The sequence below is a fragment of the Streptomyces sp. NPDC092952 genome, from assembly GCF_044754785.1.
Classification (GTDB): Bacteria; Actinomycetota; Actinomycetes; order Streptomycetales; family Streptomycetaceae; genus Streptomyces.
The window spans coordinates 42,191-56,254 of sequence record NZ_JBIVPT010000025.1; the positions used below are offsets into that span (position 1 = coordinate 42,191).

The 14,064-nt window shown below is 72.5% G+C and carries 11 protein-coding genes; 3 read left to right on the forward strand and 8 right to left on the reverse strand.

Features of this window, described 5'->3' with window-relative positions:
- Positions 1-18 precede the first annotated feature (18 nt).
- A complete protein-coding gene (locus ACIQGQ_RS33500) occupies positions 19-651 on the forward strand; it encodes a TetR/AcrR family transcriptional regulator (RefSeq protein ID WP_402403264.1) in 633 nt (210 codons plus the stop codon).
- Positions 652-1,116: 465 nt separating this feature from the next.
- Here ACIQGQ_RS33500 and ACIQGQ_RS33505 read toward each other — a convergent pair whose 3' ends face one another.
- Both ACIQGQ_RS33505 and ACIQGQ_RS33510 read right to left on the reverse strand, forming a co-directional pair.
- Entirely contained in the window at positions 1,117-4,299 is a 3,183-nt protein-coding gene (locus ACIQGQ_RS33505; RefSeq protein WP_402403266.1) for a DEAD/DEAH box helicase, read from the reverse strand.
- A 347-nt stretch (positions 4,300-4,646) separates the two neighbouring features.
- On the reverse strand, positions 4,647-6,014 hold the full coding sequence (locus ACIQGQ_RS33510; RefSeq protein WP_402403269.1) for a peptidase C39 family protein: 1,368 nt from the start codon (positions 6,012-6,014) through the stop codon (positions 4,647-4,649).
- Between the two features lie 175 nt (positions 6,015-6,189).
- On the opposite strand from ACIQGQ_RS33510, the gene ACIQGQ_RS33515 reads away from it, so the two are divergent.
- Both ACIQGQ_RS33515 and ACIQGQ_RS33520 read left to right on the forward strand, forming a co-directional pair.
- Positions 6,190-6,819, forward strand: coding sequence for a uridine kinase (locus tag ACIQGQ_RS33515; protein ID WP_402403272.1), 630 nt, complete (start codon positions 6,190-6,192; stop codon positions 6,817-6,819).
- 361 nt (positions 6,820-7,180) lie between these two features.
- Entirely contained in the window at positions 7,181-9,100 is a 1,920-nt protein-coding gene (locus ACIQGQ_RS33520) for an AAA family ATPase (protein ID WP_402403275.1), read from the forward strand.
- 58 nt (positions 9,101-9,158) lie between these two features.
- On the opposite strand, the gene ACIQGQ_RS33525 is transcribed toward ACIQGQ_RS33520, so the two are convergent.
- The 6 genes from ACIQGQ_RS33525 to ribH all read right to left on the reverse strand — a co-directional run bounded on the left by ACIQGQ_RS33525 (position 9,159) and on the right by ribH (position 14,033).
- Positions 9,159-10,238: a hemolysin family protein gene (locus ACIQGQ_RS33525; protein WP_402403277.1), complete on the reverse strand. Its 1,080-nt coding sequence runs from the start codon at positions 10,236-10,238 to the stop codon at positions 9,159-9,161.
- Complete coding sequence (locus ACIQGQ_RS33530; RefSeq protein ID WP_402403280.1) at positions 10,235-11,599, reverse strand: hemolysin family protein; 1,365 nt, start codon at positions 11,597-11,599, stop codon at positions 10,235-10,237. The genes ACIQGQ_RS33525 and ACIQGQ_RS33530 overlap by 4 nt, the downstream gene beginning before the upstream one ends.
- Positions 11,600-11,793: 194 nt before the next feature.
- Complete coding sequence (locus ACIQGQ_RS33535; protein WP_366299446.1) at positions 11,794-12,258, reverse strand: PH domain-containing protein; 465 nt, start codon at positions 12,256-12,258, stop codon at positions 11,794-11,796.
- Between the two features lie 55 nt (positions 12,259-12,313).
- Positions 12,314-13,162 (reverse strand): ATP phosphoribosyltransferase, encoded by an 849-nt coding sequence (gene hisG, locus ACIQGQ_RS33540; protein ID WP_366299447.1) that lies wholly within the window; start codon positions 13,160-13,162, stop codon positions 12,314-12,316.
- 77 nt (positions 13,163-13,239) lie between these two features.
- The gene (locus ACIQGQ_RS33545; protein ID WP_352280087.1) at positions 13,240-13,512 is read right to left on the reverse strand and encodes a phosphoribosyl-ATP diphosphatase; all 273 of its coding nucleotides are present in this window, start codon (positions 13,510-13,512) and stop codon (positions 13,240-13,242) included.
- Between the two features lie 35 nt (positions 13,513-13,547).
- Complete coding sequence (gene ribH, locus ACIQGQ_RS33550) at positions 13,548-14,033, reverse strand: 6,7-dimethyl-8-ribityllumazine synthase (RefSeq protein WP_366299449.1); 486 nt, start codon at positions 14,031-14,033, stop codon at positions 13,548-13,550.
- Positions 14,034-14,064 lie beyond the last annotated feature (31 nt).

Consider the following 14,064-nt stretch of genomic DNA (forward strand, 5'->3'; position numbering starts at 1 on the left):
GCAAGGGAGGGAGTGGACATGGCCAGACGCACTCAGGGCACTTCGGCGGGACTCGACCGCGAACGGATCGCCGCCGCCGCCGTAGCACTGGTCGACCGCGACGGGCTGGAGCGCTTCGGGGTACGACGACTCGCACAAGAGCTTGAGGTCGACCCGATGTCGATCTACCACCACATCAAGGGCAAGGCGGCACTGCTGGACGCGATGTCCGAGGCGGTGCTCGCCGAGGTGGCTGCCGCCGCGGACGATGACGCGTCCCACCACTGGGAGGAAATCGCCCGCCGGACGGCACACGGCTACCGCGAGATGGCCTACCGGCACCCCCAGGTGTTCCCGTTGCTGGTGACGCGCGCCCAGACCTCGCCAGTGGCCGTCTCCGCCCTGGAGGGACTGGTCACCGCGATGCGTGAGGCCGGCCTGCCCGACCAGACGGTCGCGGATGCGCCCATGGTGCTGTTCAGTTTCCTCAACGGCCACCTGCTGGCACGCACCAGCGACGGACCCATCGCTGTGCCGGCATTCGACGCCACCGCGTACCCGGCGATGGCCGCGCTCAGCCCGATGATGGCCGACTTCGGATCCCTGGCGGAGTTCGACCGGATGCTCGACACCGTGCTTGCCGGGATCAAGGACCGGGCCGCCCCCCTGTAGGTTCCATACCGGTGATCGAAGACGGCCAGGACGGGCAGCAGCCCGAGATCCGGCCGGGCACCGGCAGCGCCTGGACCGAACCGGATCCGCCACAGTTCGAGTCCGCCATCGCCGAGCTGGAGGACCGCACGGTCGCACTGCGGGCACTGGGACACCGCCCCGGTCCACGGGATACGCACTCGTGGATACCGACCCGGGCGGGAAGGTGTGGGTCCGCATCCCCGCCGGTCTCACTTCACAGGAGCCCGAGGAGCCCGTCCGGGACCTTCTCGCGAAAGCCCTCGAAGCCCCGAACCGGGCCAGGAGCGCCTTCCTGCGCGGCATGCCGCATGCGACGGGCGATCGGGCCCGAGTGGGTCAGGGCGACGGCGAGAGCGGTCGCCCGACGCGCGGGCCGATCGGGTGGGGCGGCACGGGCAGAATGCCCGCCTCACCCACCGTCCGATCGCGGGCCCGCTGCCCCGGTCAGGCACGGATCGACGCGTACGCCCCGAGCCACCCCGTCGCCAACCGGTCGGCACTGGTGAAGGCGGCCGCGCCGCGCGCTCCCGCCGACGCGTCGGCCGGGTCGGCGGGTGGCAGAAGCAGCGTGGTCTCCTCACCGTCGGAGAGGTGCAACGTGGTGGTAACACCGTTCCACAGGCGGATCACGGCTCCGGGCGGGGCCCATACCCGGACCATGTCGTCCTCGACGGTGAGGCGCGTGCCGGTGACGCGCTCCGCGAGGAGGGCGTGGTAACGGTCCGGGGGCAGGACGCAGTCGCTCGGCGGGGTCGTGCCGTTCCAGTCGGGTGCGTCGATGCCGCGGGCCCGGGCCGCGTGCCACATGCGGGGGACGAGATGGGGTGCGCGCGGGGCCGTGGCCATGCGCTCGCACATCCACAGCAGGCGTCCGGCTCCCCGGCCGGGGCCCAGGGTGCGCCAGCGAATGCGTAGCGCGAGGTCACTGGCGACGACGGCGACCCAGGGATGGACCGTGCCGAGGGAGCCCTGCGCGCCCAGCCAGGCCAGATAGCGCTGCGCCTCCTCCAGGATGCCGGTCATGGAGTCGACGGGGATGCCGAGGACGTAGGAGGGCCGGCCGCGAAAGAGGTGCGGGCGGGCTGCCGCGAGCAACAGGACTGCGCGGGCCAGGTCACCGGCCTGCGGCTGCTGCTCGTCGTCGCCCGGCGTCGCCCCCTCCTCCAGGCCGATCCCCCACGGGTCGTCCTGCTCGGCGTCCGCACCCCCGGTCTCGCGCAGGACCCGGCGCAGAGCGGCCTTCGCCCGCTCGGTGAACGGCGCCTGTTCGAGCACGGGCAGGCGGGTGCTGAGCAGGAACGCGAGCAACTGCTCCGCTGCGAGGGGGTCTTCGGGTACCGGTGCTCGCCGCAGTGCCGTCGCCAGGTCGTCGGTGATCGTGGCGTTCACCATGAAGCGGCTGGTCAGCCGGCCCAGGGGGCTGGGCTCCAGGCATTCCTCGTCGGCAGCGGGCCGCAGGCAGCCCACCTCGGCGAGGAACCGCGCCGCCTCGTGCAGCGGTTCGACGCTGTCGTGGCCCTGGTACGCGGCGAACGTCCCGGCCCACCAGCGCTCCGCCTCGTCGAGGGTGGACAGCCGCTCCTGCACGGTCTCGGCGAGGAGATGGTCGGCCAGGTGCTCGTCGAGCCGTGACCGTACGGTGTACCCGGCAGCCAGTCGGGCCTGCCAGTGCGCCCGTTCCGCCGGGTCGCTCAGCAGGAACGCCCAGCCCTCGCGCTCCCCGGCACCGATACGCCCGGCGCGGCCGAACATCTGCTGGACCATCGACACCTCGACGCGGTCCAGGCCGAGGGTCGTGTCGCGGACGATCACCGCGCGGGCGGGGAGGTTGACGCCGGCCGCGACCGTGGAGGTGGCGACCAGGACCTCCGCCTCGCGGGCGCGGAACGCCTGCTCGGCCTCCCGCTTGTACGGCCAGTCCCGGTAGTGCAGCCGTACACCCGCCTTGGTGCACAGCCGTTCCACCTCTTCGGCGTCGTCGGCGTCCACGCCGGTGGTGGGCACGCCCCGGTCGGCGGCCAGCGCGAGTGCCGTGGACCGCACCCCCCGCTTGCTGCCGCAGAAGACGAGGACGCTGCCGCCGTCCCCGGTGATCTGTCGGGCGATGCGTACGGCGGCCTCGGTGCGGACGGTGGCCCGCTTCACCCAGTCCGTCTCGTCGACCGGGGGCAGGAGGGGCAGTTGCCAGGTGAGCCGGGTGGGCCGCCAGGTGGTGCGGACCAGCCGGGCGCCCAGCCAGTCCGCGACCTCGTCGGCGTTGGCGACCGTCGCCGACAGGCCGACGATCCGGGTGGCCGCCCCGTCCTCCCGTACCCGGGCGAGGAGTGCTTCCAGTACGGCGCCGCGCGCCGGGTCGCCGAGCAGGTGGATCTCGTCGACCACCAGACAGCCGACCTCGGCAAGCGCTTCCCGCAGCGAGCCCGAGCGGCAGATCGCCTCGAACTTCTCGGTGGTGGCCACCCATACGTCGGCCGACCGGATCAGCTCCGTGTCCACCGCCGCCTCACCGGTCAGGCGCACCACCCGCAGCCCATGGCCGCGCCACAGCTCGAGCTCACGGTCGAGTTCGTCGGTGAGCGAGCGCTGCGGCACCAGCCAGGCCGCCTTGCGTCCGCGGGAATGTGCTTCAAGGGCCGCGACCATCCCGATCGGGGTCTTCCCCGCACCCGTCGGCGCGACGACGACCAGATGCCCGGTGTCCTTCAGCACCGCCGGTACGGCGGCGGCCTGCACCGGATTGAACGACGGGTGCGGCAGCAGCCCGGCCCATTCGGCCGGCACCAGCTCTCCCACGGGCACGTATGCGTCGGCGGCGCCGTCCGGCAGTTCCTCCAGGGCGTCCCACTGGGCCGCGAAGGCGTCCCGGGCCGCCACCGCCCAGGGGCCGGCGGCGGGTGCCGATCCGTCCGGACCGGCCGCGACCAGCTCGGTGCGGCCGCCGGTGTCGCCGACCGTGCCGACCTGACCGGCCTCCTCCCAGTAGCGGCCGACCCGGTACGGGACGTCCCGCTCCTTCAGCCAGCTCCGCAGCGCCTCGTACTCCGGGCCTTCGGGGAGGATCACCCGCGCGTCCTCGGCCACCGCGAGCGCCGCCTCGGCCGGACGCCACTCGGGATCGGCGACCGTGCACCACAACAAGGCGCGCTGCTCCGTCCCATCGGGCATGACCACGTCCTCCGGCCACGCCGGTCCACGGCCCGTGCCCGCGCCCGGACGCGGTTGCGCCGGAACCCTGATGATCGCGGTCACGGTGACCCCCGGCCCGCCCGGGCGGGCCCCGAGCGGAACGGAAGCAGGACGGGTCCGGGCCGACTGCCCGGACCGGCATGGCACGGCGTCCGTCAGCTGGTCGTATCGCTTCACACCGAGGTCCGCCAGGGTGAAGGCGGCGGGACAGGCGGGGCAGACCAGCGCCGTGTACTGATAGGTGCGCCCCTGGGACCCGTACGGTCTGCGCAGGGCGTGCAGTTCACCGCCACACACCGGACAGCGACGGTCGACGGTCGCCTCATACCTCCACCCCGGCTCCGCGAACCGCGCGGGGAACTCTCCGCCCAGCGTGACTCCCCACCGCTCCCGCACCAGGTCGGTGACCGATCCCCGCACGCCGGCCTCGTCACTACGCATGACCCCACTGTGACATCCAGCGATCACCACCCGTAAGCCGGTCGTGAGACTTGCCCCGGTCGAACGTCCCGTCACGACTCGGCCCCTACCTCATCCGGAGCCGTCTCCAGGGCCGACGGCCGCGGGACCGGAAGAAGGGTACGAGCGCATCATCCGCACACGACCGCACGACTTGTGCCGCCGAGGGGCCACCGTGGCCCTGACCAACGGAGTCTCCGTTCACGAGGTGTCCCGCCGGCTCGGACATCGTTCGGTCAAGGTCACGGTGGACCGGTACGGCCACCTCGCTCAGGACGGCCGGAAACGCTGCCGCCGAGTCGTGGAGACGGCCGTCGGGCCGCACATGCTCACAGCAGGCCGAACGACTCCAGCACCCGGCGCTGCGCCGGAGTCGGCCGGGCCGGCCAGTAGAGGTAGCAGACCCCGCCCGTACCGCTCCTGACCTTGCCGTTCGCGTCGTAGCGCTTGGTGCGCAGCCAGATGTTCTCCCATTCGCGGCGTCGGTAGATCCGGCGCACCGCCTCGTCGCTCGGCGAGGCCGGGTCGTTGGCGATGACGTCGCCGTCCTCGGTGAAGCCGATGACGGTCATCAGGTGGCCGGAGGTTCCGTAGCCCGCGCCGGTCAGCTCCTCCTTGAGGAAGGACTGCGACGTTATGGCGGGGATGCCCGCCCGGATCAGGGTCTCCAGGTCGGTGAGCGAGCCCAGCCGGGTCACGGCGGCGCTCATGTCCTCGTACGTCGAGGCGTAGGCCGCGTTGAACGGCCAGTTGCCGCAGCCCTCGTACTGGTAGTCGTAGGTGAAGCGGGCGGCGTGGCAGACCTGGGGGTCGGGGAGGCCGGGCTCGACCCAGGAGAGGTCCTCGGCGGTCGGGCGGCGGCCCCAGTACTCGATGATCATCTGCGAGGAGGTGGGGCTGCACCAGGCCTCGCCGCCGTTGTCGTACTCGGGGTACTGGCCGGCGTGGATGTTCTGCGAGTAGCGCGGCACGATCAGCTCGCGGGCGAGTCCGGGGGTGCTGGCCGGGACGGTGAAGCGGTCCGGGACGTCGGAGGCCATCGCACCGACCCGCCAGACCGTGGGCGTCAGGCGGCTCCCGGGGGTGCGGTACAGGGTGAGCCGCAGCCGGTACGCGGCCAGCCGCAGCCCGCTCGCCGGGTCGTCCACCGAGAGGGTGTCGGTCCACACCGAGCTGCGGCCGTCGGTCTGGTCGTCCACGGAGGTGCGCCGGATGTCGCCGTCGCCGGCGGCCCAGCGGCCCATCACGTACCAGGGGGCCGTGGTCCCGTCCGAGTAGCGGCCCTGGAGCTCGATCTGGATCCAGGTCCCCGCCGGGGTGTGGGCGTTCCAGGAGGCGATGACCTCGGTGGCCGGGACGGCGGGGCGGTGGAGCGGCGAGGTCCAGCTCGCGTACTCCCAGCTGGCGGTCGTGCCGGTGTGCGGGTCGGTGTAGTCGGTGCGGCCCTCGGCGTGGCCGATCACCAGTCCGGGGCGCCGGCCCGCGACCGGCCGCGTCCCGGCGCCGGAGCCGGACCGCCAGTCGGTGAAGCCGTGCCAGGAGTGGTTGTCCACGGCGGGGCCCGTCGTCGGGGCCGCCCCGGACGGGGCGGCGGGAACGGCGGCCGAGGCGGACGCGGCGGAGGACACCGCGCCTGCGGTGGCCGCCACCGCGAGCGCGGCGGTCAGCACGGTTCTGCGTGAGGTCGGTCGGTTCATGGGCGAGACCCCCGGTCGTCGGCGGAATGCGGCTACAGGTTCACGGCAGTGCGCCAACTATCGCCGGTCGCGACCGGATCCGGCCAGGGATTCGACTCGTGCCGACCAACCAATATTGGTCTGGTCCACTGACGTGACCTGCGGATGCTCCGGAGCGGCTCGTAGGCTGGTGGGCATGACCGACCTCTCGCCGCTCGCCGCGCGGCTGCGTGCCCTGGCCCCGTCCTGCGGACCGGTGCGGCTGATCGCCGTGGACGGCCACGCGGGCTCCGGCAAGAGCACCTTCGCCGCCCGCCTGGCCGCGGCCCTCGGCGACGCCCCGGTCCTGCACCTGGACGACCTGGCCAGCCACGACGCCTGCTTCGCCTGGACGGACCGGCTGCGGGAGCAGGTGCTGGAGCCGTTGGGACGCGGCGAATGCGCGCGGTACGCGCCGTACGACTGGACCGCCCGGCGGTTCGGCGCGCCGCGGACGCTCCGGCCCGCCCCGGTCGTGCTGGTCGAGGGGGTCGGGGCCGGGCGGCGGGCGGTGCGGCCCCGGCTGGCCCGGCTGCTGTGGATGGAACTGGACGCGGCGGAGTCCTGGGAGCGCGGGCGGCGCCGGGACGGGCCGGCGCTCACGGAGTTCTGGGACGGGTGGACGGCGGCCGAGGCGGAGCACTTCTCGGCCGATCCTTCGCGCCCGTACGCGGACACCCTGGTGCGGCAGTTGCCGGTGGGATACGCGTTGCTGGACGGCCCCGCCCCGGCAGCAGGAATGAACCATTCCGTCACCGAGCGTGAGTGCGGTGCGGCGCCCCGGTGAATGGTGGGAAATCGCCCCGGAAGTACCCCAACTCGGCTTGACCCGGGGACGGTACAGGTCTTACGTTCTCAATGTGCGGCTTTTCGGAGCCCCGACAGACGCGAAGCCCCCGGTTGTTCCCCCGTGATCGGGGGCTTCGTTCTGCCCTCGCACCCCTCCCCCGCGCCGGTTCGAGGGGGTTCCGATCACCCTGGGTCACAGTCTTCGTTCCGTCTGCGGAGCCCTTAGTCGCATACTCCCTGCGCAGGTACGATGCCTCTCGGTGCGGTCAATTCCCGTTCGCGGCCAAGTGATTCGACGCTCCCCGATGGGCAGAATCGTGCGGCGGGACATCCTGGGGGCACGGTTTGTGGGGGACCAGATGGACATCGGCACGCAGGGCGCACAGGCCCCGGCCGACCTCGCCTGGCTGCGCGGCGTGGACGCCTACACCGTGGGCGCCTATCCGCAGGCCGAGGAGGAGTTCAGGGCGGCGGTACGGCTCGACCCCGGCATGGCGGACGGCTGGCTCGGCCTCCACGCCCTGAGGGTCGACACGACGACCGCGCTGCTGCGCATGTACCGCCACCGCGAACGCTTCGGCGAGCAGCGCACCCGCCACCGGCGCACGCTCAACTCCTGGTACTGGCTGGGCTGGTGGGTGCAGCCGGTGCTGGAGAGCGGGCGCGATCTGCTGCTCGCGCACGCCTCGCACTGGCTGGACGGCCGCCATGTCCCCGAGCTGGACCGGGCACTCGCCGGCCTGCCCCCGGTGGACACGGACCCGCAGGTCCGCTTTCTGCACGCCTGCCGCTCGTACCTGGTCAAGGACTGGGATCAGCTGGTCCGCAACACCGAACAGCTGACGGACGACCCGCTGCTCGGCATCGAGGCGGGGCTGTTCGGCGGGATGGCGCGGGTGCGGCTGGAGATGTACGGGCAGGCCGAGCCGCTGCTGGCCACCGCCCTGATGCGGTGCCGCAGCGAGCAGCCGCAGCGCAAGGAGCTGCGCTACTGGCTGGCCCGCGCCCATGAGGGCACCGGCCGCAGCGCCGCCGCCCTGCCGCTGTACCGGGCGGTGCACCGCATCGACCCGACGTTCATGGACACCGCCGCGCGGCTCGCCGCCATCGCGGACTACGACGGGCTGGAGGGCTCCGACGACGCGGCGAGCCTGGCCGCCGTGTCGCTGGCCGGGCTCGGTACGGACGGCGCCGTGTCGGAGGTGCAGCCGGAGCCGGAGCCGCCGCTGCCCGGCACCGATCCGCCGGACGGCCGGGAGCTGCGGCCGGACGGCGAGCAGCCCGGGATCCCGGGTGCCGGGATGCCGCCGCCGTCCGGCGGGGCGCGGCACCGGTCGGCGGTGCCCGGTCAGCCGCCCGCGCCGTTCCCGGCGGGGCCCAGCGATCCGGTGCTGCTGGCCGAGGCGCTGGCGGAGCTGGAGCGGATGGTGGGCCTGGAGCCGGTGAAGCGCCAGGTGAAGGCGTTGTCCGCGCAGCTGAACATGGCGCGGCTGCGGTCCGGGCAGGGGCTGCCGGTGCAGCCGCCGAAGCGCCATTTCGTCTTCTCCGGCCCGTCCGGCACGGGCAAGACGACGGTGGCCCGCATCCTGGGCCGGGTCTTCTACGCGCTGGGGCTGCTGGGCGGCGACCATCTGGTGGAGGCCCAGCGGGCGGACCTGGTGGGCGAGTTCCTCGGCCAGACCGCGGTCAAGGCCAATGAGCTGATCGACTCGGCGCTCGGCGGGGTGCTCTTCGTCGACGAGGCGTACAGCCTCGCCAACAGCGGCTACAGCAAGGGTGACGCGTACGGGGACGAGGCCCTCCAGGTCCTCCTCAAGCGGGCGGAGGACAACCGGGACCACCTGGTCGTGATCCTCGCCGGATACCCGGAGGGCATGGACCGGCTGCTGGCCACCAACCCCGGTCTCTCCTCGCGCTTCACCACCCGGGTCGACTTCCCGAGCTACCGTCCGGCGGAGCTGACGGCGATCGGCGAGGTGCTCGCGGCGGAGAACGGCGACCTGTGGGACGAGGAGTCCCTGGAGGAACTCGCCTCCATCAGCGGTCATGTCGTCGAGCAGGGCTGGATCGACGAGCTGGGCAACGGCCGGTTCCTGCGCACGCTGTACGAGAAGAGCTGTGCCTACCGCGATCTGCGGCTCTCGGGGTACACGTCGCTGCCGGGCCGGGACGACCTGGCGACCCTGCGGCTGCCGGATCTGATGCAGGCCTACGGCGAGGTGCTGTCCGGGCGGGGGCCGGTGGGCCGGGGGCAGCAGGAGCCGCCGCCCGCGCTGTGAGGCTCCCGGCTGCCGGAGGGACCGCGGAACCTGGTCCGCTCCGGCAGCACGGGACCCCTCAGCCGGCCACCGTGGCGGCGGGCTCGGCGGCACGGCGCGGGACCGCGATCCGGTGGGCCGGGTCGCGCACCTCGCCGACGAGCGTCTCCAGGACGTCCTCCATCGCGACCAGGCCGAGGATCCGGCCCGAGGCGTCGGCGACCTGCGCCAGATGGGTGGCCGCCCGGCGCATCACGGTCAGCGCGTCGTCGAGCGGCAGCTCGGCCCGTACGGTGACCATCGGCCGCCAGAGCTGCTGGGGGACGGCCCGTTCGCCGTCCTCCAGGTCCAGTACGTCCTTGACGTGCAGATAGCCCATGAACGGACCACCGCCCTCCGCGCACACCGGGAAACGCGAGTAGCCGGTGCGTACGGTCAGCTCCTCGATCCGGCGCGGGGTGACGGACGGGTCGACGGTGACGAGGGCGGCCCGGCGCAGCAGTACGTCGGTGACCGGCCGGCTGCCCAGCTCCAGCGCGTCCTCCAGCCGTTCCTGCGCATCCGGTTCCAGGAGTCCGGCCTGGCCGGAGTCCTCGACGAGCCGGTTGAGCTGTTCGCTGGTGATGACGGCCTCCACCTCGTCCTTCGGCTCGACGCCGAAGAGCCGGAGCACCAGCCGGGCGCAGGCGCCCAGCGCGGCGGTCACCGGACGGCAGATCCGGGCGAAGCCGACCAGGCCGGGGCTGAGCCAGAGCGCGGTCCGCTCGGGCGCGGCCATCGCGAGGTTCTTCGGGACCATCTCGCCGATGACGAGGTGGAGGAAGACCACGAAGGCGAGCGCCAGGACGTAGCCGAGCGGGTGGACGAGCCCCTCGGGGAGGTGGACCGCCGCGAAGACCGGCTCCAGGAGGTGGGCGATGGTCGGTTCGGCGACGGCGCCGAGGGTCAGTGAGCAGACGGTGATGCCGAACTGGGCGGCGGCCATCATCTGCGGCAGGTTCTCCAGGCCGTACAGCACCTGGCGGGCCCGGCCGGACCCGGCCGCGGCGAGCGGCTCGACCTGGCTGCGGCGTACCGAGACCAGGGCGAACTCGGCGCCGACGAAGAAGCCGTTCGCCAGCACGAGGAGCGCGGCGAAGAGCAGTTGGGCCAGGCTCATCGGGCACCCTCCAGGACCTGGTGCGTCCGGGGGGCGTCGGGGCCGGGCTGTTCGGCCAGCCGGACGAAGCGGACCCGCTCGGCGCGGTAGTGGCCGACCTGGCGGACGGAGATCCGCCAGCCGGGCAGCTCGGCCCGGTCGCCGGGGGCCGGGATGCGTCCCAGCAGGTCGGCGACGAGCCCAGCCACCGTCTCGTACGGCCCGTCGGGGACGTCGAGGCCTATCCGGCGCAGGGTGAGGACCCGGCAGCTGCCGTCGGCCTCCCAGGCCGGGCGGCCGTCCTCGGGGGCGGCGGGGGCCAGCTCGGGACGGTCGGCGCCCTCGGCGTCGTGCTCGTCCCTGACCTCGCCGACCAGTTCCTCGATGATGTCCTCCAGGGTGACGACCCCGGCGGTGCCGCCGTACTCGTCGACCACGACGGCGATCGGCTGCTCGTTGCGGAGCCGCTGGAGCAGCTGCTCCACGGGCAGGGTCTCCGGCACCAGCAGCGGCGGTACGGCGATCCGGCCGGCCGGGGTGCGCAGCCGGTCCTGGGCGGGCACGGCGAGCGCGTCCTTGAGGTGGATCATGCCGATGACCTCGTCGATCCGCTCCCGGTAGACGGGGAAGCGGGAGAGGCCGGTGGCGCGGGTGAGGTTGAGGACGTCCTGTGCGGTCGCGGAGGACTGCAGGGCGCTGACCTTCACGCGCGGGGTCATGACGTGCTGGGCGGTGAGCCCGGCGAGCGACAGTGTCCGTACGAAGAGGTCGGCGGTGTCCTGTTCGAGGGTGCCGGCCTCGGCCGAGTGCCGGGCCAGGGAGACCAGCTCGCCGGGGGTGCGGGCGGAGGCCAGCTCGTCGGTGGGCTCGACGCCCAGCATCCGGACGAGGCGGTTGGCCACGGTGTTCAGCAGGCTGATCACCGGCCGGAAGGCGGCGGAGAAGCGGCGCTGGGGGCCGGCGACGAACCGGGCGACCTGGAGCGGCCGGGAGACCGCCCAGTTCTTGGGCACGAGTTCGCCGATCACCATCTGGACGGCGGAGGCCGCCATCATCCCGATCAGCACGCTGACGCCGGAGACCAGACCGTCGGGGAGGCCTATCGCGTTGAGCGGGCCCTCCAGCAGCTGGGCGAGGGCCGGTTCGGCGAGCATGCCGACGACCAGTGAGGTGATGGTGATGCCGAGCTGGGTGCCGGAGAGCTGGAAGGAGAGTTCGCGCAGGGCTCCGACGACGGTACGGGCCCGCCGGTCTCCCTCGGCCGCGGCGCGTTCGGCGTCCGGCCGCTCCACGGTGACGAGGCCGAACTCGGCCGCCACGAAGAATCCGTTGGCGAGGATGAGAAGGAACGCCGCTCCGAGGAGCAGCAGGGGGGTGGTCATGCCGCCGCCTCCGGGGAAGGGGCGGCGCAGGTACTACCGGACGATCCGTCCATTGCTGGAAGGAGTCACTCCTTGGGTCGCAGGAAGGCCCCGCCGGTCCTGTTGTTCATGGACCTTCCGGTGCGGGGCGGGGGTACACAGGGGTACCGCCGTGCTCCAGAGTAGTCAAGAACAGGCCGTGCGGGGCAGGGGGCTCAGCCGAGATCCGTTCCGGTGCCGTGGTTCTCGGCGAGCACCCGGAGCGTCCGGGCGTCCCTGATGGCCTGCTCCTTGGCGATGCCCGGCTGGATGCCGAGGGCGGGCAGGCTGGTGCCGTCGCTCAGGTCGAGGAAGACCCAGGGGTCGCCGACACGCAGGTTGACCCGGAGGATCTCCGCCCAGGACAGTCGGCGCGTCCGGGTGAGATTGACCACGGTCACCCCGTCCGCGTCCGCGACGACCTTGGGGCGGCTGAGCAGGGCGAGGACCCCGAAGAACAGCAGCGCCGTGAAGACGAAGCTGGCCCGCTCGCCCGGCCCCAGCTGCTCCAGGGTCAGGGCGACCACGGTGATGACGAGGAACATCGCCGCGCCCACCGTCAGCAGGACGACCCGGGTCCGGGTCGGCCGGAACGTGACGGGGAGGGCGGGGAGTTCGGGCCGGGCTGCGGGGGCGGACATGTCGTTCTTCTGTCTTCTCGGTCTTCGCTTCGGGGTGCCGTGTCCTGCCGTGCCGTCAGAGGCGGCAGGCGTGGATGGCGGTGGTGAGGATGGCGCGGGCGCCGAGGGCGTACAGGTCGTCCATGATCCGCTGGGCCTCGCGGGCGGCGACCATGGAGCGGACGGCGACCCAGCCCTCGTGGTGCAGCGGCGAGATGGTCGGCGACTCCAGGCCGGGAGTGAGGGCGACGGCGCGCTCCAGGTGCTCCACGCGGCAGTCGTAGTCCATCATCACGTAGGAGCGGGCGACCAGGACGCCCTGGAGACGGCGCAGGAACTGCTGCACCTTGGGGTCGTCGCCGGGGGCGCCGGTGCGGCGGATGACGACCGCCTCCGACGTCATGATCGGTTCACCGATGACTTCGAGCCCGGCGTTGCGCAGGCTGGTGCCGGTCTCCACGACGTCGGCGATGACCTGGGCGACCCCGAGCTCGATGGCGGTCTCGACCGCGCCGTCGAGGTGGACGACGGAGGCGTGGACCCCGGCGTCGGCGAGGTGCTTGGCGACGATGCCCTCGTAGGAGGTGGCGATCGTCTTGCCGTCGAAGTCCTGCGGGCCGCTCGCCGTGCCGGGCTTGGTGGCGTAGCGGAAGGTGGAGCGGGCGAAGCCGAGCTGGAGGATCTCCTCGGAGTCCGCTCCGGAGTCCAGCAGCAGGTCACGGCCGGTGATGCCGATGTCGAGGCGACCGGAGCTGACGTAGATCGCGATGTCCCGGGGGCGCAGGTAGAAGAACTCGACCTCGTTCTCCGGGTCGACGAGGACGAGTTCCTTCGACTCCTTGCGCTGCTGGTATCCGGCCTCATGGAGCATCGCCATCGCAGGCCCGGAGAGTGAACCCTTGTTGGGGACGGCGATGCGCAGCATGAGGTCGGATTCCTTTGCGAGGAGGGGGTGTGTGCTGAGGTGCGGGTGTGCGCGGTGCTGGGTGGTGCGGGTGGTGCTCAGAGATGGGCGTAGACGTCGTCGAGCGAGATCCCCCGGGCGACCATCATCACCTGGACGTGGTACAGCAGCTGGGAGATCTCCTCGGCGGCGGCGTCCTTGCCCTCGTGCTCGGCCGCCATCCAGACCTCGGCGGCCTCTTCGACGACCTTCTTGCCGATGGCATGGACGCCCTTGTGCACGAGCTCGGCGGTACGGGAGGTGGACGGGTCGCCGTTGGCGGCCTTGTGCTGGAGCTCGGTGAAGAGCTCTTCGAAGGTTTTGTTCGCCATGATGGGTCTTAGAGTACGGGGTCCCCGGCCCGTGTTCAGCGCCAGGGCTCGCTGACGGTCCGCAGCGTGGCGGCGGTGGCGACGGCCGCGGTGACCGCCTCGTGGCCCTTGTCCTCGCTGGAGCCCTCCAGGCCGGCCCGGTCGAGCGCCTGTTCCTCGGTGTCACAGGTGAGGACGCCGAAGCCGACCGGGACGCCGGTGTCGACGGCGACCTGGGTCAGCCCGTTGGTGACACCACTGGACACGTATTCGAAATGCGGGGTGCCACCGCGGATGATCACCCCGAGGGCGACGACCGCGTCGTAGCCGCGGCCGGCGAGGACCTTGGCGACGACCGGGAGTTCGAAGCTGCCGGGCACCCTCAGCAGGGTCGGCTCGTCGATCCCGAGGTCGTGCAGGGCGCGCAGCGCGCCGTCGACGAGCCCGTCCATGACCTTCTCGTGCCACTGCGCGGCGACGACCGCCACGCGCAGGTCGCCGCAGTTGCGTACGGACAGTTCGGGTGCGCCCTTGCCGCTCATGTCTCTCCCGTGGTTCGTTTCCGTGAGGTGG